Source organism: Sphingomonas sp. DG1-23 (genome assembly GCF_030730875.1).
Taxonomy (GTDB): Bacteria; Pseudomonadota; Alphaproteobacteria; order Sphingomonadales; family Sphingomonadaceae; genus Sphingomonas.
Map to the genome: position 1 here is coordinate 198,340 of NZ_JAVAMA010000002.1, position 21,099 is coordinate 219,438.

The following is a 21,099-nucleotide window of genomic DNA, read 5'->3' on the forward strand; positions in this document are numbered from 1 at the left end:
GAAGGTTCGCGCGAAGGCGCGAAGCCGCGAAGAATTGGTTCGCGCAACGACGCGACGACGCGACGAGGGTGGCACTTGCGGCATGCGAAAGCGCCGCGTGAGCGGCATTCACTGCTTGGGCGATGCGAATTGAAGGGCCGCCGGCGCGGCGAAGGCTGATCGTCGCGTCGTCGCGTCGTTGCGCGAGCAAGCTTCTTCTCTTCGCGGCCTCGCGGCTTCGCGTGAAAATCATATCACCCAGCTCCCCGCTTCGGGGTCCGCCGGCTTGAGCGTGAGATCGGCGCGCACCGTCGGGCCGAGCGCGCGGATGCGGTCCTTGATGTGCGCGGGGCGCGGGCCCTCGGGGGTTTCGGTCGCGTCGATCAAATAGGGCGCGTTGACCCGGCGGGCGCCTTCCTCGGCATGCGCGATCGCCTCGCCCTGATCGGCGACGTCGCTGGCGTCCTCGATGTGGCGCGACCAGCCGCTGCCGGTCCACCACGTCACGTCGCCGGTGGCGAGATCGTTGCCGGTCAGGATCTTCATTGCGCCGCCTCCGCCATCCGCGCCCATTGGACGAGCTTGTCCTCGGCATCGGAGAGGCGCACGACTTCGCCGACCACGATGATCGCGGGGCTCTTGACCTTTTCGCGCTCGACGAGGTCGCCGAGATCGGCGAGCAGGGTGCGGATCGCGCGATGCCCCTCGAGCGTGGCGCGCTCGAGCACTGCGACCGGCATGTCGGGGGCGACGCCGTCGGCCATCAACTTGTCGGCGATCGCGGGGCAATTGGCGACGCCCATATAGATGACGAGGGTGCGGCCCTTGCCGGCGAGCCCCGACCAGTCCTGATCGGAAAGGCCCTTGCACTGGCCGGCGACGAAGCTGACCGCGCTCGACCAGTCGCGATGGGTGAGCGGCAGCATCGCTTCGGCGGCGGCGCCCAATGCCGCCGAGACCCCGGGCACGACCTCGACCGGCAGGCCGGCGGCGCGGACGGCTTCGACTTCCTCGCCGCCGCGGCCGAAGATGAACGGATCGCCGCCCTTCAGCCGCACGACGATCGCGCCGGTCTTCACATGCGCGACGATCAGCGCGTTGATCGCGTCCTGCGACAAGGTGTGGCGGGCGCGCTGCTTGGCGACCGAGATGCGATGCGCCTGCGGGGCGAGATCGAGCACGCGCGAGTCGACGAGGCCGTCATGGACGAGGACGTCGGCCTGACGCAGCGCCTCGACGGCGCGCACGGTGAGCAGGCCCGGATCGCCGGGCCCCGCGCCGACGAGGATCACGCGCCCGCGCGCGGAGGGATCGAGCAGAGATGCCATGGGGAGCAGATGGGCGCGCAGGCAGCGAGGGGCAACGGAGGATGGTTTGGGCGGACGGAAGGTGAACTTTGTTCGCTTCGTCACCCCGGCCTTGGGCCGGGGTCCACTGTGCCGCGACGGAAGGGATTGAGGCGATAGCTTCTCGACCGCCGACCGGTGGACCCCGGCACAAGGCCGGGGTGACGGTTACGCGGCGATCGGTTCGCCTGCCGTGGCCAGCGCGCTCGCATGCGCCTTGATCACTGCGCGCGTGCTCGCATCGCTGTCGAACACGCCATACCAGCCCTGCGGCTCGTGCGGGGGGTCGCCGAGCCACGCGGTGTCGCCGGGCCTGAAGCGGTGGTCGCCGTGAAGCGCGCGGCCGCTGCCGTTCCATGCCCAGAAGTTCGACCCCATGATCGGGCCGCCGGTGCGCGCGCTGGTCAGGACGGCATCGTAGATCTGCTGGTAATAGAGATCCTTGAAGCGCGTGCTCGCTTGCGGATCATAGCCGCCGCCGTCGCGCGGATAGCCGAATTCCTCGATCACCAGCGGCTTGCCGATTTGCCTCGCCAGCGCCTGATGCTGGTCGAGATAGTCGGCGACCTTCGCGGTCGCGCCGGCATGGGTGCCCGGAATGTCCTTCGCATCGACCCAGCTCCAGTTGAGCGGCCAGATATGCGCAGTGAGATAATCGATCTCGGGAAAGGCATGCGCGGCGCGGAAGATCTCCGCGCTCTGGACGCTGCCCATCAGGCCCTCGCTTCCGGTAGAGACGAGATGGTTCGAATCGAGCGCCTTGACCAGCTTCGCGGTGCCGCGGATCCACGCATAATATGCCGGGAGCAACGGCGCCGCGCTCGCCGGGCTGCCGCCGGGACGCGGTTCATTGGCGAGCTGCCACGCCATGATCGTCGGATCGTCGCGATAGGCCAGGCCGGTGATCGGATTGGTCCGCGAGACCAGCCCGCGAATCCAGTCATGATAGAGCGCCACCGCGGGCTTGCTGGCATAGAATTGCGCCGTCGCGTCGGGGAATTCGGGCCAGGGATGCGCCGGATCGTTGGCGTCGACGAACTTCCCGCCATTCACATAGCTGAGATAGGTCATCATGCCCCCGGACCATTCCCAGAAATTGGTGAGGTAGAGCACCGCCTTCATCCCGCGCTTGCCCATCTCGGCGAGGCAGAAATCGAGCCCGGCGAGCAGCGAATCGTTCCAGTTCTGCCCCTTGGTGCGAAAGCCGGGGCGGACCGAGTTCTTGAGCGGCCCTTCTTCGGCCGAGGCGAGGATGCGAAGATTGGTCACGCCCATCGCGGCGAGCGCGTCGAGTTCGCGGATCAGCCGCGCGCGGTCGCCATATCGCGCGGGCGCCCCGAGCCATGCGGCGTACCACATATTCGCGCCGACGAAGCGATAAGGCCGGGCGCCGAGCATCAGCCGCGTGCCTTCGCGCCGGACGAAGGCGGGCGCGGCTGCGGCGGGGAGAGGCAGGGCCAATGTCGCCGCGAATGCCGCCGATCCGCCGACGAGCGACCTGCGCGTGACCATGTCTTCTCTCCCTGTTGCGCACGCGACGATAGCGGCGCCTGCGGGGCAAAGAAAAGCCCGCCGCCGAGCGATCGGCGACGGGCAGGTTCGAACTGTTCGGGGACAGGGGGACTTAGTCGAACAGTTCTTCTAGGAAGGACTTGCGCCGCTTATGGCCATGATGACCGTAATGGCCGCCATGATGCTGCTGGTGACGATCGTCGTAGCGCGGGCGCTGCGGCTCGGGCCATGGCGCCGACTGCGACTGCGACTGCTGCTGCACCGGTGCGGCGTTGCGCTCGATGATCTTGTCGAGCTCGCCGCGATCGAGCCAGACGCCGCGGCAGCTGGGGCAGTGATCGATCTCGATGCCCGAGCGCTCCATCGGCACCAATTTGGTACCGTCGACGGGGCAGGTGAAATTGCCGCTCATGCGATTACTCCCGTTCGCCCATCAGCCCCAGCAGCAGCTGGAACATGTTGATCAGGTTGAGATAGAGCGACAGCGCCCCCATGATCGCGAGCTTCTCGACCGCCTGGCTGTTGCCATAGACGATATATTCGCTCTTCAGGCGCTGGGTGTCCCACGCGGTGAGACCGGCGAAGACGATCACGCCGACGGCGGAGAGGGCCATCTGGAGCAGGCCCGAGCCGAGGAACAGATTGACGAGGCTGGCGCCGATCACCGCGATCAGGCCGACCATCAGGAAGGTTCCCATGCCGGTCAGGTCACGGTTGGTGGTGTAGCCCCACAGGCTGAGGCCGGCGAACATCGCCGAAGCGGTGAAGAAGGCCATCGCGATGCTGGCGCCGGTGAAGACGAGGAAGACGCTCGCCATCGACACGCCCATCACCGCCGCGAAGGCGAAGAAGGCGGTACGGGCGCCCGCGGTCGTCATCCGCTCGATGCGGAAAGTGAAGAAGAACACGAAGGCGAGGGGGGCGAGCATCGCCACCCACTTCAGCGGGGTGCCGAAGATCAGCGCGACGAGCGCAGGCGTGTTGGCCACCGCGAGCGCGACCAGCCCGGTGATCGCGAGCCCGATGCCCATGTTGCGATAGATGCCGAGCATGTGCCGGCGCAGGCCCTCATCGTAGCGGACCTGCGCGGCGCTGGCGGCGCTGCGATTGAAGGCGGAAAGATTGTCCACTGGAAGATTCTCCTAGGCGTGACGCGCGCGGCGGATCGCGCCGCGGGCGATGCGGCGCATCTCGGCCGCATCGGGAATGTGGCGGAACAGCCGGTCCTTGATCGCGAGCCGTTCCTTCTTGAGCCGGATCAGGCGCAGGCGATCGGGAAAGCGCCGCGCGAGCTCGCGGCGGATCTCGCGGTTGAGAAGGCGGTGCGCGGCGATCAGCCGCTCGACAAGACTACTCACATGCCACTCCATCGACAGTTACATCGATCGAGCCGGGTCTTCGGTGAGGAGGTGGACAGCCGCCAAACCTGCACCGAGCTAGCTCGATGCGGTCCGACATCACGGCGCTTCAGATGAAGCCGCCGCCAGAGGGGCCCGGTCCCGCAGAGATGAATCTAGGGGGGCAGGGTTAAGGATTCAATGCGCGGAGCGTGGCGCGATTGTAACGAAATGTTGCTGAAAATGTGGGGCGGGGACGCGTCGCCGGCCTCCGCCACCTTTAGAGGGAAAGGGTGTCAGGGCTGGTCCACCGTTTTCTTCGGCGACACCCACACCGATACCGGCACGACGACCTTGCCAGGCGCGGGCTTGCCGACATCGACGCGGTCGGCGGTGACCAGCTCGCCGCTTTCGAGAGTGAAAGAAGCCCAGGGCTTGGGCATGCGGCCGAAGGTCATCCGCTGGATGGGCTGGCCGGTGGCGGAATTCATGATGGTGGCGATGACGGGCATGCGCGGGCGATAGCGAGGGGCGGTCGGGGGTGTCTATATCAATCCTCCCTCGCGAAGCGGGGGAGGTGGCAGCGAAGCTGACGGAGGGGGGGCTCTCCGCAAGCGACGTCCTTGGGGACGTGCCCCCTCCGTCGCCTTCGGCGCCACCTCCCCCGCTGCGCGAGGGAGGATTTAATTACGCGTCCCTGAGCCCGAGTCCAATTGCTGCCCGCGCCTGTTCGGATTCGGAGGAGACCACAGGATAGGCGCAATAGTCCGCGGCATAATAAGCACTGGGGCGGTGATTGCCCGACCAGCCGACGCCGCCGAACGGCGCTGCCGAGGACGCGCCGTTGGTCGGCCGGTTCCAGTTGACGATGCCGGCGCGGATATTGGCCCAGAACTGGTCGTAGAGCCGCGGATTCTGGCTGACCAGCGAGGCCGAGAGGCCGTAGCGCGTGTCGTTGGCCTCGGCGATCGCCTCCTCGAAACTCGCCTTGCGATAGATCTGAAGGACCGGGCCGAACAATTCGACGTCGGGCTTGTCGTTCGCCTGGGTCATGTCGATCAGGCCGGGGGTGAGGAAGGGGCGGCTCTCGATCGGCCGCTCCATGTGGCGCAAGGGGCGGCCGCCCATCGTCGACAGCGCAAGGAAGCTCTCGGTGAGCATGTCGGCGCTGTCATTGTCGATCACCGGTCCCATGAACGGGGCGGGATCGGCGTGCGGCTCGCCGATGATCAGCCGGCCGATCAGCTTGTTGAGCTCCTCCATCAGCGGATCGTAGAGATTCTGGTCGACAATCAGCCGGCGCGCGGCAGTGCAGCGCTGGCCCGCGGTGGTGAAGGCCGACTGGATGACGAGCACCGCCGCCGAATAGAGATCGGGCGTGTCCCACACCACGATCGGATTGTTGCCGCCCATTTCGAGCGCGAGGATCTTCTCGGGCCGGGTGGCGAACTGGCGGTTGAGCGCGATGCCGGTATTGGCAGAACCGGTGAACAGCAGCCCGTCGATATCGGGATGCCCGGCGAGCGCCTTGCCCTGATCGGGGCCGCCGATCAGCAGGCGGATGCAGCCCTCCGGAATTCCCGCGGCGTGGAAGCAATCGACGAGGAACGCGCCGCTCGCCGGGGTCTTTTCCGACGGCTTGAACACCACCGCATTGCCGGCGAGCAGCGCGGGCACGATGTGGCCGTTGGGCAGATGCGCGGGGAAATTATACGGCCCGAGCACCGCGAGGACGCCGTGAGGCTTGTGCCGCAGCGCGAGCCGCGTGTTCATCGGCGCCTCGATCCGGCGCTGGCCGGTGCGCTCCGAATAGGCAGTGATCGAGATGTCGACCTTGCCGATCACCGTCTCGACTTCGGTGCGCGCTTCCCAGAGCGGCTTGCCGGTCTCGCGGGCGAGCAGATCGGTGAAGGCGTCGGCCTTCTGGCGGACGACATTGGCGAAGCGGCGCAGCGCCTCGATCCGATAGGCCAGCGGGCGCGCGGCCCATTCGGCCCAGCTGCGCCGCGCATGCGCGACCTCGGCATCGACATCGCCGATCTTCTGACGCCACAGCACGGCGCCCGTCGCCGGCTCGGTCGAGATGATTTCCGTTCCCGGCATTATGTTGTGCTTTGAATCCCCGGAATGATGGCTAGCTCTTGCCCGAAAGGGGGAAGGGTTGCCAACCCCCTGCGATCCGATCGGTCCCGCACAAATCCTCCCTCGCGAAGGGCGGAGGAGGAACACGAAGTGGTGGAGAGGGCCTTGCCGCGAGCGCTGTATTCGCGGAGACACCCCCTATGTCAGCTCCGCTGCCACCTCCTCCGCTGCGCGAGGGAGATTATTCAGGCCAAAGCCTCGCCCATCCGTCGGATCGCGGCGACCTTGCCATTTAGCGGCGCCCAATCGTCGCCTTGCGCGATCCGCGCCCATATTTCCTCGACTTCGTCGATCAGCATCGCGCACGGCGCCGCATCGGACCAATAAGGATGATCGCGCGGCTTGCGGGGCGCATAGTGCGCGAGCTGGGCGCGAAGCTCGGCGAAGGGCGCGCCAAAGCGCTCCGGCAGGGTGCCGCCGAAGCCATGGAAATAGAAAAGGTCGATCGGGGTTTCGGTCTCGACCAATGCGCGCTCGATCGCGCCGATCAGCGGGCGATCGTGTTCGGGGCCGCGCGGCACCACGCCGAGCCGCCACAGCATCGCCTCGGCCACCGTGCGCTGGAAGATTTCGGGGAAGATCTCCATCGCCTCGATCAGCGGGGCTTCCTCGGCGATCAGCCGCAGCGAACTGGCGAGCTGCATCAGATCCCAATAAATCGCCTCGGGCTGGCGGCCGAAGGCGTAAAGACCGCTCTGGTCGAAATAAGCGGCGGTGAACCCCGGCGCCCAGTTCGGCGCGAAGCGCCATGGGCCGTAATCGAAGCTCTCGCCGGTGACGTTGATATTGTCGCTGTTGAGCACGCCATGGACGAAGCCCGCCGCCATGAACTGCCCCGCCATGCGCGCCGTGCGCGCGGCGACATGGCCGAGCAGCCGTTGGGGGGCATCGTCGCCGGGCTCCTCGCCGAAATAATGGCGCAGCACATAGTCGGTCAGCCGCGCGAGATTCTCGACGTCCTGCCCGTACGCGAGCCGCTGGAAGGTGCCGATGCGGATATGGCCGTGGTTGAGCCGGACGAGCACCGCCGAGCGCGTCGGGGAAGGTTCGTCGCCGCGCTCGAGCGCCTCGCCGGTCTCGATCAGCGAGAAGGTGCGCGAGGTCTCGACGCCGAGCGCCTCGAGCATCTCGGTGGCGAGGATCTCGCGGACGCCGCCCTTGAGGGTGAGCCGGCCGTCGCCGAAGCGGCTGTACGGAGTCTGGCCCGAACCCTTGGTGCCGAGATCCATCAATCGGCCGCGATCGTCGGTCATTTGCGCGAACAGGAAGCCGCGGCCGTCGCCGATCTCGGGATTGTACACGCGGAACTGGTGGCCGTGATAGCGCAGCGCCAGCGGCTGATCGAGGGTGCCGGGCAAAGGCTCGAACCGGCCGAAATGCGCGATCCATTGTTCGTCGCCCAGGTCGTGGAGTCCGATTTCGGCCGCCGCGCGATCGTTGCGAAAGCGCAGGATCGTTTCGGGGAAGCGGGCGGCGGTGACCGGATCGTAGAAGGCGGGTCCAAGTTCGAGGATCGCCTGTTGCGGAGTGAAAGCCATGCGGCGATATGGGGACGGATGGGCGAGCGGCGCAACTATGTGGATGGCTATTGGTGGTCGAAAGACGGCCTGAGGCTGCATTACCGCGATTATGCCGGGGCGGACGACCAGCCGCCGGTGCTCTGCTTTCCCGGCCTGACCCGCAACGCCCGCGACTATGAGGGCCTCGCCATCCGGCTGGCGGGTGCGCGGCGCGTGCTGCTCGTCGAGTTTCGCGGGCGCGGCGACAGCGCGTACGCCAAGGACCCGATGTCCTATGTCCCGCTGACTTATCTGCAGGACGTCGAGGCGCTGCTCGCCGAGCTGGCCATCGACCGGTTCGTCGCGGTGGGGACGTCGCTGGGCGGGCTGGTCACGATGCTGCTGGCGGCGACCGACGGCGCCAAGCTGGCCGGCGCGGTGCTCAACGATGTCGGCCCCGAGCTCGATCCGGGCGGGCTGGCGCGGATCCGCAGCTATGTCGGCAAGGCGATCTGGCACCCGACCTGGATGCACGCCGCGCGCGCGGTCGCCGAGAGCAATGCCGATGTCTATCCGGGCTTCGGCACCGAGGATTGGCTGCGCATGGCCAAAAGACTGTATCGGGTGAACAGCTCGGGGCGGATCGTGCTCGATTACGACATGAAGATCGCCGAGCCGTTCCGGGTGCCGGGCAACGAGACCGGGCCGGACATGTGGCCGACGATCGATGCGATGAAGGCCAAGCCGGTGCTGATCGTCCGCGGCGAGCGCTCCGACATATTGAGCGCGGCGACCGCGGAGAAGATGCTGGCGCGGTTGCCCGAGGGGGAGCTGGTCACGGTGGCGGGGGTCGGCCATGCGCCGACGCTCGACGAACCCGAGGCGGTGGCGGGGATCGAGCGTCTGTTGGCGAAGATTGCCGTCTAATTCCCCTCCCGCTTGCGGGAGGGGTTAGGGGAGGGCATGAAGCCGCGCGTCATGACCTCCGATCAGCCCCTTCCCCGACCCCTCCCGCAAGCGGGAGGGGAGATTTAGAGCATGTCGATCCATATCCTCCACCTCCATTCGACCTTCAACTATGGCGGCAAGGAAGCGCGTGCCGTCCGGCTGATGAACGCGTTCGGCGATCGCGCGCGGCACACGATCGTCTCGGCGATGCCCGATCAGCTCGGCGCGCGCGATGCGATCGCCAAAGGCATCAAATACGAGATCGCGCAGAATCCGCCGCCGCTTTCCGGCCGGCCCTCGGTCAAGCGCTACGAGGAGATCGCCCGGTTCATGCGGCGCTTCGATCTGGTGCTGACCTATAATTGGGGCGCGATCGACGGGGTGATGGCGGCGCGGGTGTTCGGCAAGGGGCTGCCGCCGATCGTCCATCACGAGGACGGGTTCAACCAGGACGAGGCCGAGCGGCTCAATCCGGTGCGCAACATGTATCGCCGGATCGCGCTCCCCGCCGCCAACGCGCTCGTCGTGCCGAGCCATGTGCTCGAGCGCGTGGCGCTGAAGCATTGGCGCCAGCCGGCGGCGCGCATCCACCGCATCGCCAACGGCGTGCCGACGGCGCTTTATGCTAACAAGCCTGATCCGAAGCTGATCCCGCAGCTCCAGAACAAGCGCGAGGGCGAATTCATCATCGGCTGCGTCGCGGGGCTGCGCCCGGTCAAGGACCTGCCGATGCTGGTCCGCGCCTGCGCCGGGGTCAATGCCCGGTTCAAGCTGGTGATCCTCGGCGAGGGGCCCGAGCGGCAGAACATCATCGACCAGGCCGAGGCGATGGCGATCGAGGATCAGTTGATCCTTCCCGGCTTCGTCCCCGAGCCGCATCGCTATATGGGGCTGTTCGACATCTATGCGATGTCGTCGAGGAGCGAGCAGGCGCCGATCTCGGTGCTCGAGGCGATGGCGGCGGGGCTGGCGGTGGTTTCGACCCGGGTGGGCGACATCCCGGTGATGGTGTCGCCGGAGAACGAGCCGTTCCTCGCGCCGCGCCATCACGAGGTTGACCTGCGCGACCGGATCGACACCCTGGTGCGCAATCCGGATTCGATGCGTTATATCGGCGAACAGAACCGCGCGCGCGCCCGTGCGTTGTTCGACGAGGCCCAGATGGTCGCCAGCTATGCCCGGCTCTATGGTGCGGCGATGGGACGGCCGGGTGTGTTAGGGTGATGATTGCCGCTCGCGTCCGATCCCCGTTGCGTATAGCGTCCCGCCAAAATTTCTACCGGAGGTCAATTTGTTCAAGGGTCTGACACCTATCAACTATAACGGCCGCGAAGTCTGGCCGCTGGTCGAGGGTGGCAAGGGTGTCGCGGCGACGAACCATGCGAGCGCGGGCGCCTGGGCGGCGGCGGGCGGCATCGGCACGGTGAGCGCGGTCAACGCCGACAGCTATGACGCCGAGGGCAAGATCATCCCGCAAATCTATCGCGCACTGACCCGCCGCGAGCGGCATGAAGAACTGGTCGAATATGCGATCGAGGGTGCCGTCACCCAGGTGAAGAAGGCATTCGAGATCGCCGGCGGCAAGGGCGCGGTGAACATCAACGTGCTGTGGGAGATGGGCGGCGCGCAGCGGATCCTGCACGGGGTGCTCGAGCGCACCCGCGGGATGGTCGCCGGGGTGACCTGCGGCGCGGGCATGCCGTACAAATTGAGCGAGATCACTGCGTCCTACGGGGTGAGCTATCTGCCGATCGTCAGCTCGGGCCGCGCCTTCCGCGCCCTGTGGAAGCGGGCTTATTCGAAGGCGGCGGAATGGCTGGCGGCGGTGGTCTATGAGGATCCGTGGCTCGCCGGCGGCCATAATGGCCTCAGCAACGCCGAGGACCCGCTGGTGCCGCAGGATCCCTATCCGCGCGTCCGCGACCTGCGCGCGACGATGCGCGAGGGCGGCATTTCGGACGACGTGCCGATCGTGATGGCGGGCGGCGTCTGGTATCTGCGCGACTGGAACGACTGGATCGACAATCCCGAGCTGGGGAAGATCGCGTTCCAGTTCGGGACGCGGCCGCTGCTCACCAAGGAGAGCCCGATCCCCGAGGCGTGGAAGAACGAATTGATGACGCTAGAGGAGGGTGACATCCTGCTCCACCGCTTCTCGCCGACCGGCTTCTACTCTTCCGCGGTGCGCAATCCGTTCCTGCGCAGTCTCGAGGCGCGCAGCGAGCGCCAGATCGCCTATTCGACCGAGCATGCCGGCGATCACACCTTCCAGCTCGACGTCGGCGTGAAGGGCAAGAATTTCTGGGTGACCCGCAACGATCTGCTGCGCGCGCGCGAATGGTTCGGGCTGGGCTTCACCTCGGCGCTCAAGACGCCCGACAACACGCTCGTCTTCGTCACCGAGGAGGAGAAGGGAATTATCCGCAAGGACCAGGCCGATTGCATGGGCTGTCTCAGCCAGTGCCAATTCTCGTCCTGGGCGGATACGGAGACCAATTCGACCGGCCGCCTCGCCGATCCGCGCAGCTTCTGCATCCAGAAGACGCTGCAGGACATCGCGCATGGCGGCCCGGTGCACGAGAATTTGATGTTCGCCGGCCATGGCGCGTACCAGTTCAAGCGCGATCCATTCTATTCGAACGGCTTCGTGCCGACGGTGAAGCAGCTCGTCGACCGGATTTTGACGGGGGATTGAGGTTCTAATCCTCCCTCGCGAAGTGGGGGGAGGGGGCCTCTCCACCAGCGAGGTGCGTGCGGCCAAGCCCCCTCCGTCAGGCTACGCCTGCCACCTCCCCCGCTGCGCGAGGGAGGACTTGATCTGCCGCCTTACTCCCTCCCGCTGCCCACCACCGGATCGGCTCCGTGCGCATGCGGCTTGGCGTGGCCATGGGCGCGCAGATAGCGATCGTCGAGCTCGTCGATGATCTCCTGGCCGCGGCCGGTGCCGGCCTGCAGGCGGAGCAAGGCATCGACCTTGGCCTCCATCCGGTCGTCATTCTCCTTCGACGAGGGCGATCCGACATAGAGGAAGTAGGCCAGCCCGACGACCTGCCAGAGCAACTGGAGGAATTCGGACTGCCAGTTCTCGAACGTGTCGCGCAGCATCTCGTGGAGATAGCCCGACGTCTCGGCGACCTGGCCGTGCTCGCGGGCTTCGTCGACATAGCTGCTCCATCCGAACACCCAGTGCAGCGCCAGCGACACGAGGAAGAAGCCGAGGGTGATCCAGGCGTAGCCGTATTTCTTCATCGCGATTCTCCTTTGCGGCGGAGAACCGGTCCAGGAAGCGGGCGGTTCCGAAGATCAGAGCCAGCCGTCGAGAATCTGGTCGGGCGGGCGATGGCCGTCGACCCACGAGCGGATATTGGCGATGACCTTGACGCCCATCGCCTCGCGGCCCTCGAACGTCGCCGAGCCGAGATGCGGAAGCAGCACGACATTGTCGAGCGCGACCAGCCGCGGATCGACCGCGGGCTCGTTCGCATAGACGTCGAGCCCGGCGCCGGCGATCCGCCGGCCCTCGAGCGCCGCGACCAGCGCCGCGGGATCGACGATCTCGCCGCGCGCGGTGTTGATCAGCCAGCCCTGGGGGCCGAGCAGGTCGAGCCGCCGCGCGTCGATCAATCCGCCGGTGGTTTCGGTGTGCGGGGTGTGGATGGTCAAGATGTCGACCGCCTCGAGCATCGCATCGAGATCGGCATGGAAGATCGCGCCGAGCTGGGCCTCGGCGACTTCGGGGATGCGGTGGCGATTGTGATAATGGATCTGGAGGCCGAAGGCGCGGGCGCGCTGCGCCACGGCCTGGCCGATCCGGCCCATGCCGAGGATGCCGAGCTTCTTTCCGCCGATGCGGTGCCCGCGCATGCCGGTGGGCCGCCAGCCGGTCCATTCGCCCGATCGGACCAATTTGTCGCCCTCGATCAGCCGGCGCGGCGCGGCGAGGATCAGCGCCATCGCCATGTCGGCCGTGTCCTCGGTCAGCACCCCCGGCGTGTTGGTGACGGTGATGCCGCGTTCGCGCGCGGCCTTGAGATCGATATGGCCGACGCCGTTGCCGTAATTGGCGATCAGCCGCAGCCGGTCGGGCGCCGCGGCGATCAGTTCGGCGTCGATCCGGTCGGTGACGGTGGGGACGAACACGTCGGTATCGGCCATCGCGGCGGCGAGCGCGGCGCGGTCCATCGGCCGGTCGTCGGGATTGAGCGCTGCGTCGAACAATTCGGCCATCCGCGTCTCGACTGAATCGGGCAGCGTCCGGGTGACGGTCACGCGGGGGCGGGAAGGGCGCGCAGTCTGTGCCATTCAGGGCGGCTTGGCGCTCGCGGCGCGCGCAGTCAACGGGTTGAAGCGCGGGGCATCACCGCAGTATCAGCGGAAACGATGAAGGGGGATCGAATGCGGCTGGGCGGTTGGATAGTGCCGGGGATCGTGGCGCTGGCGTTGGCAGTGCCTGCGTTCGCGCAGCGCAAGCCGCCTTATTGGGTGTCGATCGACGTCGACAAGGCGCATCTGCGCTCGGGCCCCGGGCGCAACTATCCGGCGAGCTGGCTCTACAAAAGGCGCGATCTGCCGCTCAAGGTGCTCGACATCTATGGGGAGTGGCGCAAGGTCGAGGACCCCGGCGGCACCCAGGGCTGGATGCTGCGCAACTTTCTCGACGAGCGCCGCACTGCGATCGTCGTTGGCACGGTGACCGAGCTTCGCTCGGCGCCGCAGCCGGACGCGCACATCAACTGGCGGGTCGAGCCCGGCGTGGTCGGGCGGATCAGCAAATGCGCGAGCAACTGGTGCCGCTTCGACGTCGGCGGCCGCGCCGGCTATATCGAGCAGTCGCACATCTGGGGCGTCGAGCCGGGCGAAGTGGTGGACTGAGGTCTCGATCCATCAGCCCATTTGGTCATCCCGGATGTTAGGCTTTCCCGGAAAACCGCAGGTTTTACGCTGGAAAGCGTTCAGTCCGGGATCCACCTCTACGCTGGATGCTTGCCTCCCGGTGGATCCCGGACAGCTCGATTTTCTGATCAAATCCCAGATTTGAAGAAAATCGGCTTCCGGGATGACGGTGGTTCAAGGCCCCGTCCGCTCAGCAGCCGTCGATCGAGGGCAGCCCGTCATAGCTTTTGGTCAGCGGAAAGCCGAGCTCGGTATTGAGCGCCATATCGGCATGGCAATAGCGCCGCGTCGGAGTCATTTGCGCGACCCTCGTGAAGACGTAGCGCGCGCCCGCGCCGCTGTTCCGTTCGAGCGCATAGAGCGTGATCGTGGTGACTGCGGGATCGGGCACGCTCTCGACCACGTCGCGATGCGAGATGAGCGCGAACGTGGTTGCGCGGCCGCGATGCGCGCCGCGGGCGAAGCGGACCGAGGCGATGACGTCCTCGCCGGTGTGCGGACTGTCGGTGAAACGGTCTTTGCCTTCGACCGTCGCGACCGATCCGTTCACCTTGACGGTGAAGATGTCGTAGCTCCACGCATTGCCATTGTCGTGCCAGTCGAGACGGATGCTCCCAGGCTTGCCGTCGCCGGCAATGTCGGGAACCTGGTTGATCCCGGCGCGCAGCCGGATCGGCGCGAGATCAGGCCAGCCGGCCGGGCCGGCCGAGGCCGGCGCGGCGAGGCAGATCGCGGCGGCGCCGAGCCAATGTGCTGGCTTCAATCGAGCAACTCCACTGCCATCGCGGTCGCCTCGCCGCCGCCGATGCAGAGCGAGGCGAGTCCGCGCTTCTGGCCGTTGGTTTCCAGTGCCGACAGCAAGGTCGCGAGCACCCGCGCGCCGCTGGCGCCGATCGGGTGGCCAAGCGCGCAGGCGCCGCCATGCACGTTGAGCACGTCGTGCGAAATGCCGAGATCGTGCATCGCGATCATCGCGACACAGGCGAATGCCTCGTTGACTTCGAACAGGTCGACGTCGCCGATCTGCCAGCCGGCTTTTTCCAGCGCCTTGCGCATCGCGAACACCGGCGCGGTGGTGAAGCGCGCGGGGGCATGGGCGTGCGCGGCATGGGCGACGATCCGGGCGACCGGATTGAGCCCGAGCCGGTCGGCGACGCTCCGCCGCGTCATCACCAGCGCCGCGGCGCCGTCCGAGATCGAAGACGCGTTGGCGGCGGTGATCGTGCCGTCCTTCGAGAAAGCGGGCTTGAGCGTCGGGATCTTGGCGAGATCGCCCTTGGCCGGCTGCTCGTCGAAAGTGACCGTGGCGGTGCCCTTGCGGCCCTTCACTTCCACGGGGACGATCTCGCGATCGAACGCGCCCGACCGCTGGGCCTTTTGTGCGCGTTCGAGCGAGGCGATCGCGAAGGCGTCCTGCGCCGCGCGGGTGAACTGATATTCCTGCGCGGTCTCCTCGGCGAAGCTGCCCATCAGACGGCCCGGCTCATAGGCGTCCTCGAGCCCGTCGAGATACATGTGATCCTTGAGCACGTCATGCCCGATCCGCGCGCCGCCGCGGTGGCGCAGCGAGAGATAGGGCGCGTTGGTCATGCTCTCCATGCCGCCGGCGACGAGCAGGTCGACCGAGCCCGCGGCGAGCGCATCGGCGGCCATGATCGCGGCCTGCATCCCCGATCCGCACATCTTGTTGATCGTCGTCGCCTCGATGTGATGCGGCAGCCCGGCACCCAGCGCCGCCTGGCGCGCGGGCGCCTGGCCGAGGCCGGCGGGGAGCACGCAGCCCATATAGATCCGCTCGATCGCGTCGCCCTTGAGCCCGGCGCGCTCGACCGCTGCGCCGACTGCGGTGGCACCGAGATCGGTGGCGCTCGCGCCGGTCAGACAGCCCTGGAAGCTGCCCATCGGGGTGCGGGCATAGGAAGCGATGACGATGTCGTCGGCGGACATTGTTTTCCTCTCATTTGTTGGGGGCGATCTAGTGATCCGCGCGGCCGTTTGCAAAAGCCGTGACCCAGCCCCAAGGAAGCAACCGCATGACGCTCGTCGACATCCTCAAATGGGCAGCATCGATCAGCGGCATCATCGCCGCCTTCATGGTGTCGCTCGATTTCGGCCGGCGAGTCACCGGCTGGGGCTTCGCCTTGTTCGTCGCGTCGAGCATTTGCTGGATCAGCGGCGCCTTCCTGTCCGACGACGAGCCGCTCTGGACGCAAAACCTCGTCCTGTTCTGCATCAATGTCTTCGGCGTCTATCGCTACCTGATCCGCAAGCGGCCGCCGCATGATGGCGATTGACGCCTGGCTGTGGCCGGTGCTGCTCGGAGCGCTCGGGCTGGTCTTCGGCAGCTTCATCGCGACGGTGGCGATTCGTTGGCCGGAGGGGCGATCGGCGCTCCGGGGACGTTCGCAATGCGACGGATGCGGCAAGGGCCTCGCCGCGCGCGAACTGGTGCCGGTGATCAGCTTCGTGCTCCAGCGCGGCCGCTGCCGGGACTGCGGTGCGGGGATCCATCCGGGCCATATCGCCACCGAAGCCGTCGGGTGCGCGGTCGGGGTGGCGGCGGGGCTGGCCGCGCCGGGGCTGGAGGGCGTCACCGGCGCGGTGTTCGGCTGGCTGTTGCTGGCGCTCGCGACGCTCGACCTCGCTGCGTTCTGGCTACCCAATCTGCTCACTGGCGCATTGGCGGCGGTGGGCCTGGCCACCGGGCTGCTCGGAATCGCGCCGGCCATGGATGTGCGGCTGATCGGCGGGATCGGCGGCTATGCGGCGCTGGCGGCGATCGCGGCGGGTTACCGGCTGATCCGCGGGCGGCAGGGACTGGGCGGGGGCGATCCCAAATTGTTCGGCGCGATCGGCTGCTGGCTCGGCTGGCAGGCGCTGCCCCTGGTGTTGCTCGCCGCCGCATTGATTGGGCTGGCAGCGGTGCTCGGGCTTTATCTGGGCGGCCGCAGGGTCACCGCCACCGACCGATTGCCATTCGGGGTGATGCTCGCCGCTGCCGCGTTCACGATATGGATCGGCCAGACATTGACGCCGCACCCTGCGCCGGATGAGATTGTCGTGACTACCCAATTCACGGAGCCCCGGTGATGCGCGAATTGCTCGATCGTCAGCGTGCTGCGTTCATGGCCGAGCTGCCGGTTTCGCTCGAAATGCGCCGGGACCGGCTCGCGCGCGCGGTCGCGATGGTCGCCGACAATGCGGAGCGGCTCTGCGATGCGCTCTCGGAGGATTTCGGGCATCGCAGCCGCGAACAATCGATGATCACCGACATCGCCGCGTCGGTCGGGCCGCTCCGCCACGCGCGCAAGCATGTCGCGCGATGGGCGAAGTCGGAGCGCAAGGCCGCGATGTTCCCGTTGGGGCTGCTCGGCGGGCGCGCATGGATCGAATATCAGCCCAAGGGCGTGGTCGGGATCATCGCGCCGTGGAATTTCCCGGTGAATCTGGTGATGAGCCCGCTTGCCGGGGTGCTCGCCGCGGGCAACCGTGCGATGGTCAAGACCAGCGAGTTCACGCCGGTTGTCGCCGCCTTGTTCGAGGAACTGGCGCCGCGTTATTTCGCCGCCGAGGAACTCGCCTTTGTCAGCGGCGGGCCGGAGGTGGGCAAGGCCTTTGCCGAATTGCCCTTCGACCATCTGCTGTTCACCGGCGCGACGGGGATCGCGAAGCATATCCTGCATGCCGCCGCCGACAATCTGGTGCCGGTGACGCTCGAGCTCGGCGGCAAATCGCCGGTGGTGGTCGGGCGCTCGGCGGACATCGCGCAGGCGACCGGGCGAGTGGTGATGGGCAAGATGCTCAACGCCGGGCAGATCTGTCTCGCCCCCGATTACATGCTGGTGCCCGAGGAGAAAGAGGATGCAGTCGTCGCGGGGCTGACCCGCGCCGCCGCGGCGATGTATCCGGGCCTGCTCGCCAACCCCGATTACACGGCGGTGATCAACGACCGGCACCATGCACGGCTGCACCAATGGGTCGAGGATGCGCGATCCAAGGGGGCCGAGGTGATCGCGGTCAATCCGGCGAGCGAGGATTTCGCCGCGTCCAATTCGCGGAAAATGCCGCTCCACATCATCCGCGGCGCGACCGACGACATGATCGTGATGCAGGAAGAGATTTTCGGCCCCGTCCTGCCGGTGCGCAGCTATCGGCACATCGACGACGCAGTGGCCGAAGTGAACCGGCGCGACCGGCCGCTCGCGCTCTATTATTTCGGCAGCGACGGCGACGAGCGGCGGCGCGTGCTCGACCGGACGATCTCGGGCGGGGTGACGCTCGACGATGTGATCTTCCATGTCAGCCAGGAGGAGTTGCCGTTCGGCGGGATCGGCCCGTCGGGGACGGGGGCGTATCACGGCGAGGCGGGCTTCCGCACCTTCAGCCATGCGCGCAGCATCTACAGGCAGCCGCGGCTCGACGTGGCGAAGCTCGCGGGGATGAGGCCGCCATACGGCAAGGCGACTTGGGCGACGATCAGGCGGCAGATGAAATGAAATCCTCTCCGAGCTTGTCTCGGGGAGGGGGACCAGCCGCAGGCTGGTGGAGGGGCGCCGTGGTGACGTACTCGCGGATGACCCAGCCTCGCGTCTGCGACGCGGCCCCTCCACCACGCTTCGCGCGGTCCCCCTCCCCGAGACAAGCTCGGGGAGGAATGCGCAAAAAAAAGGCCGCCCCGAGGGGCGGCCGTTTGAAAGTTTTAGGAGAGGATGCCTGAAAGGCCCGATCTTTCTGCAGCGCAGCGGGTTATGTTGCAAGTGCGAAGTGATACCGGTATCATTGCACAAATTGCAATCGTACAACGTTGTCGCTTGCGGCGACGGCATGTTGGCAGCACGGTATGGTGATGGCGCAGACGCTCAAGCTCGATGAATTCCTGCCGTATCGGCTCTCGATCGCCTCGAACACGGTGTCGGACGCCGTAGCCAGCGCCTATCGCACCTTGTTTGGGCTGCGCATTCCCGAATGGCGGCTGGTCGCGGTGCTCGCCGAGGGCGGCGCGATGAGCCAGCAGGCTTTGTGCGGGCGGACGCGGATGGACAAGGTGACGGTGAGCCGCGCCGCGATCGCGCTCGCCGAGCGCGGGCTGATCCAGCGCGGCGCCAATCCCGACGACCAGCGTTCGCATCTGCTGACGCTGTCGCAGCAGGGCTGGGCGCTCTACGAGCAGGTGGCGCCCAAGGCGCTCGAATTCGAGCGGCGCATCTTCGAAACCTTGTCCGACGCCGAGCGCGAACAGTTGCGCGCGATGCTCGAGCGGATCGAGGCCGCGGCGATCGCGCTCGATCGCGGGGTTGATTAGCGACGCCGCGCCCGATAGGTCGCGCTTGCCCTCCCCAGGCGCGTTGCGAAGCTGCCAGGAGGAATCTGCATGTCCGTCTATCTCGATCGCGCGGGGCTCAAGGTCGGCGAGGCGCTCGCACGCTTCGTCGAGACGCGCGTGCTGCCCGATCTTGCGATCGAGGCGCGGGCGTTCTGGACGGGCGCAGCGGACATCTTCGCGCGCTTCGCCCCGGAGAACCGCGCGTTGCTGGCGAGACGCGACGATCTTCAGGCCGAGATCGACCGCTGGTCGGCCGAGAATCCGGCCCGTGCCGCCGATCCGCGGGCGCAAGAGGCATTCCTGCGCGAGATCGGCTATCTGGTGCCCGACCCGGCGCCGTTCACGATCGGCACGACCCATGTCGATGCCGAGATCGCAACGATGGCGGGGCCGCAGCTCGTGGTGCCTGCGCTCAATGCCCGGTTCGTTCTCAATGCGGCGAATGCCCGCTGGGGCAGCCTGTACGACGCGTTGTACGGCACCGACGCACTGCCGGGGGTGGCGAAACCGGGCGGTTACGATCGCGAACGCGGCGCACAGGTGATCGCTTCCGCCAAGGCGTTTCTCGACGAGGCGGTACCGCTCGCCGAAGGAAGCTGGGCCGATCTGACGGGAGAGCCGGTGCTTCGCGATCCCGCGCAGCAAGTCGCGCCGTGGCTGTATCGTCACAATGGGCTGCATATCGAGGTGGGGGTCGATCGCGACCATCCGATCGGGCGCGATGATCCTGCGGGCATCGCCGACGTGCTGCTCGAGGCGGCGCTCACCACGATCGTCGATCTCGAGGATTCGATCGCAGCGGTCGACGCCGAGGACAAGGTCGCGGCCTATGCCAATTGGCTCGGCCTGATGCGCGGCGACCTCGAGGAACGCTTCGACAAGGGCGGGCGGACGGTGACCCGGCAGCTGAACCCCGATCGCGGCGGCCTGCCCGGGCGTTCGCTGCTGTTCGTCCGCAACGTCGGCCACCTGATGACCACCCCGGCGGTGCTGCTCGAGAACGGGCAGGAGGCACCCGAGGGCATTCTCGACGCGATCGTCACCAGCCTGATCGCCTTGTTCGACCTGCGCGGGCTCGGCACCTTCCGCAACAGCCGCGCCGGATCGATCTACATCGTCAAGCCCAAGATGCACGGGCCCGAGGAATGCGGGTTCACCAATCGGCTGTTCGACGCGGTCGAGGATCTGCTCGGGCTGGCGCGGCACACGATCAAGGTCGGGGTGATGGACGAGGAACGGCGCACCTCGACCAATCTCGCGGCGTGCATCCACGCGGTCAAGGATCGCATCGCCTTCATCAACACCGGTTTCCTCGATCGCACCGGCGACGAGATCCACACCAGCATGCGCGCCGGCGCGATGGTGCCCAAGGGGGAGATGAAGGCCACCAGCTGGATCAAGGCCTATGAGGATCGCAACGTCCGAATCGGCCTCGCCTGCGGGCTGTCGGGCAAGGCGCAGATCGGCAAGGGCATGTGGGCCGCGCCCGACCGGATGGCCGATATGCTCGCGCAGAAGGGCGCGCACCCCGAAGCGGGAGCGAACACCGCGTGGGTGCCGTCGCCGACCGCCGCGACGCTCCATGCGCTGCATTATCATCGTACCGACGTGTTCGCCCGCCAACGCACGATCGCAGCAGAACCGGTGCCCGGTCTCGCGCCTTTGCTGACCATTCCGGTGGCACAGGGGCGCAACTGGTCGGCCGAGGAGGTCGCGCAGGAGCTCGATAATAATGCGCAAGGCCTTCTCGGCTATGTCGTGCGCTGGATCGATCAGGGTGTCGGCTGCTCGAAGGTCCCCGACGTGCACGATGTCGGGCTGATGGAGGACCGTGCGACCCTGCGGATCTCGTCGCAGCACATCGCCAACTGGCTGCTCCACGAGGTGGCGAGCACGTCCGATGTCGAGGCGGCGCTACGGCGAATGGCGGCGAAGGTCGACGCGCAGAACGCCGACGATTCGCTCTACCGGCCGATGGCGGGCCGCGAGGCGGAAAGCCTGGCCTTTCAGGCGGCGCGCGCGCTGATTTTCGAAGGGGTGGAACAGCCCAATGGCTATACCGAGCCGTTGCTCCACCGCTTCCGGGCCCGCGCAAAGCTCGGCTAGCCGCTGAATTTGCT

At 67.0% G+C, this 21,099-nt stretch carries 22 protein-coding genes; 9 read left to right on the forward strand and 13 right to left on the reverse strand.

Translation table 11 applies throughout. The annotated features are described in order from the left end of the window. Positions 1 to 228: 228 nt before the first annotated feature. The 9 genes from Q9Q95_RS04065 to Q9Q95_RS04105 all read right to left on the reverse strand — a co-directional run bounded on the left by Q9Q95_RS04065 (position 229) and on the right by Q9Q95_RS04105 (position 7,854). On the reverse strand, positions 229 to 525 hold the full coding sequence (locus Q9Q95_RS04065) for a DUF2849 domain-containing protein (RefSeq protein ID WP_306094084.1): 297 nt from the start codon (positions 523 to 525) through the stop codon (positions 229 to 231). After that, the gene (cobA, locus tag Q9Q95_RS04070; RefSeq protein ID WP_306094085.1) at positions 522 to 1,307 is read right to left on the reverse strand and encodes a uroporphyrinogen-III C-methyltransferase; all 786 of its coding nucleotides are present in this window, start codon (positions 1,305 to 1,307) and stop codon (positions 522 to 524) included. The genes Q9Q95_RS04065 and cobA overlap by 4 nt, the downstream gene beginning before the upstream one ends. 186 nt (positions 1,308 to 1,493) lie before the next feature. Then, entirely contained in the window at positions 1,494 to 2,837 is a 1,344-nt protein-coding gene (locus Q9Q95_RS04075) for a mannanase (protein ID WP_306094087.1), read from the reverse strand. A 112-nt stretch (positions 2,838 to 2,949) separates the two neighbouring features. Continuing rightward, the gene (locus tag Q9Q95_RS04080; RefSeq protein ID WP_306094089.1) at positions 2,950 to 3,249 is read right to left on the reverse strand and encodes a zf-TFIIB domain-containing protein; all 300 of its coding nucleotides are present in this window, start codon (positions 3,247 to 3,249) and stop codon (positions 2,950 to 2,952) included. Between the two features lie 4 nt (positions 3,250 to 3,253). Further along, positions 3,254 to 3,889 (reverse strand): Bax inhibitor-1/YccA family protein, encoded by a 636-nt coding sequence (locus Q9Q95_RS04085; protein WP_306094685.1) that lies wholly within the window; start codon positions 3,887 to 3,889, stop codon positions 3,254 to 3,256. A 90-nt stretch (positions 3,890 to 3,979) separates the two neighbouring features. After that, positions 3,980 to 4,195, reverse strand: a complete 216-nt coding sequence (locus tag Q9Q95_RS04090) for a YdcH family protein (RefSeq protein ID WP_306094090.1) — start codon at positions 4,193 to 4,195, stop codon at positions 3,980 to 3,982. 275 nt (positions 4,196 to 4,470) lie between these two features. Beyond that, positions 4,471 to 4,686 (reverse strand): hypothetical protein, encoded by a 216-nt coding sequence (locus Q9Q95_RS04095; protein ID WP_306094092.1) that lies wholly within the window; start codon positions 4,684 to 4,686, stop codon positions 4,471 to 4,473. Positions 4,687 to 4,861: 175 nt separating this feature from the next. Beyond that, on the reverse strand, positions 4,862 to 6,277 hold the full coding sequence (astD, locus tag Q9Q95_RS04100) for a succinylglutamate-semialdehyde dehydrogenase (protein WP_306094094.1): 1,416 nt from the start codon (positions 6,275 to 6,277) through the stop codon (positions 4,862 to 4,864). A 224-nt stretch (positions 6,278 to 6,501) separates the two neighbouring features. Beyond that, positions 6,502 to 7,854 (reverse strand): protein adenylyltransferase SelO family protein, encoded by a 1,353-nt coding sequence (locus Q9Q95_RS04105; RefSeq protein WP_306094097.1) that lies wholly within the window; start codon positions 7,852 to 7,854, stop codon positions 6,502 to 6,504. Positions 7,855 to 7,872: 18 nt separating this feature from the next. Here Q9Q95_RS04105 and Q9Q95_RS04110 point away from each other — a divergent pair, with 18 nt between their 5' ends. From Q9Q95_RS04110 to Q9Q95_RS04120, 3 genes are all read left to right on the forward strand, one after another. Beyond that, on the forward strand, positions 7,873 to 8,742 hold the full coding sequence (locus Q9Q95_RS04110; RefSeq protein WP_306094687.1) for an alpha/beta fold hydrolase: 870 nt from the start codon (positions 7,873 to 7,875) through the stop codon (positions 8,740 to 8,742). 111 nt (positions 8,743 to 8,853) lie between these two features. After that, positions 8,854 to 9,987: a glycosyltransferase family 4 protein gene (locus Q9Q95_RS04115; RefSeq protein ID WP_306094100.1), complete on the forward strand. Its 1,134-nt coding sequence runs from the start codon at positions 8,854 to 8,856 to the stop codon at positions 9,985 to 9,987. Between the two features lie 67 nt (positions 9,988 to 10,054). Further along, a complete protein-coding gene (locus tag Q9Q95_RS04120) occupies positions 10,055 to 11,458 on the forward strand; it encodes a nitronate monooxygenase family protein (protein WP_306094104.1) in 1,404 nt (467 codons plus the stop codon). 131 nt (positions 11,459 to 11,589) lie between these two features. Here Q9Q95_RS04120 and Q9Q95_RS04125 read toward each other — a convergent pair whose 3' ends face one another. Both Q9Q95_RS04125 and Q9Q95_RS04130 read right to left on the reverse strand, forming a co-directional pair. After that, the gene (locus tag Q9Q95_RS04125) at positions 11,590 to 12,012 is read right to left on the reverse strand and encodes a DUF6766 family protein (RefSeq protein ID WP_306094106.1); all 423 of its coding nucleotides are present in this window, start codon (positions 12,010 to 12,012) and stop codon (positions 11,590 to 11,592) included. 54 nt (positions 12,013 to 12,066) lie between these two features. Further along, on the reverse strand, positions 12,067 to 13,065 hold the full coding sequence (locus Q9Q95_RS04130) for a D-glycerate dehydrogenase (protein ID WP_306094108.1): 999 nt from the start codon (positions 13,063 to 13,065) through the stop codon (positions 12,067 to 12,069). A 93-nt stretch (positions 13,066 to 13,158) separates the two neighbouring features. Here Q9Q95_RS04130 and Q9Q95_RS04135 point away from each other — a divergent pair, with 93 nt between their 5' ends. After that, on the forward strand, positions 13,159 to 13,635 hold the full coding sequence (locus tag Q9Q95_RS04135) for an SH3 domain-containing protein (RefSeq protein ID WP_306094110.1): 477 nt from the start codon (positions 13,159 to 13,161) through the stop codon (positions 13,633 to 13,635). Positions 13,636 to 13,846: 211 nt separating this feature from the next. Here the strand turns inward: Q9Q95_RS04135 and Q9Q95_RS04140 are convergent, their stop codons facing one another. Together Q9Q95_RS04140 and Q9Q95_RS04145 are read right to left on the reverse strand one after the other, a co-directional pair. Continuing rightward, on the reverse strand, positions 13,847 to 14,419 hold the full coding sequence (locus Q9Q95_RS04140; protein WP_306094111.1) for a hypothetical protein: 573 nt from the start codon (positions 14,417 to 14,419) through the stop codon (positions 13,847 to 13,849). Continuing rightward, the gene (locus Q9Q95_RS04145) at positions 14,416 to 15,603 is read right to left on the reverse strand and encodes an acetyl-CoA C-acyltransferase (protein WP_306094113.1); all 1,188 of its coding nucleotides are present in this window, start codon (positions 15,601 to 15,603) and stop codon (positions 14,416 to 14,418) included. Before Q9Q95_RS04145 ends, Q9Q95_RS04140 begins: the two co-directional genes overlap by 4 nt. Positions 15,604 to 15,689: 86 nt before the next feature. Between Q9Q95_RS04145 and Q9Q95_RS04150 the strand changes: the two genes are divergently transcribed. The 5 genes from Q9Q95_RS04150 to Q9Q95_RS04170 all read left to right on the forward strand — a co-directional run bounded on the left by Q9Q95_RS04150 (position 15,690) and on the right by Q9Q95_RS04170 (position 21,085). Next, a complete protein-coding gene (locus Q9Q95_RS04150; protein WP_306094116.1) occupies positions 15,690 to 15,950 on the forward strand; it encodes a hypothetical protein in 261 nt (86 codons plus the stop codon). Next, the gene (locus Q9Q95_RS04155) at positions 15,937 to 16,746 is read left to right on the forward strand and encodes an A24 family peptidase (protein ID WP_306094118.1); all 810 of its coding nucleotides are present in this window, start codon (positions 15,937 to 15,939) and stop codon (positions 16,744 to 16,746) included. The genes Q9Q95_RS04150 and Q9Q95_RS04155 overlap by 14 nt, the downstream gene beginning before the upstream one ends. After that, a complete protein-coding gene (locus tag Q9Q95_RS04160; protein ID WP_306094120.1) occupies positions 16,746 to 18,152 on the forward strand; it encodes a coniferyl aldehyde dehydrogenase in 1,407 nt (468 codons plus the stop codon). Before Q9Q95_RS04155 ends, Q9Q95_RS04160 begins: the two co-directional genes overlap by 1 nt. A gap of 344 nt (positions 18,153 to 18,496) precedes the next feature. Next, positions 18,497 to 18,958, forward strand: a complete 462-nt coding sequence (locus tag Q9Q95_RS04165; RefSeq protein ID WP_306094122.1) for a MarR family winged helix-turn-helix transcriptional regulator — start codon at positions 18,497 to 18,499, stop codon at positions 18,956 to 18,958. 69 nt (positions 18,959 to 19,027) lie between these two features. Further along, the gene (locus tag Q9Q95_RS04170; RefSeq protein WP_306094124.1) at positions 19,028 to 21,085 is read left to right on the forward strand and encodes a malate synthase G; all 2,058 of its coding nucleotides are present in this window, start codon (positions 19,028 to 19,030) and stop codon (positions 21,083 to 21,085) included. Positions 21,086 to 21,099: the final 14 nt, after the last annotated feature.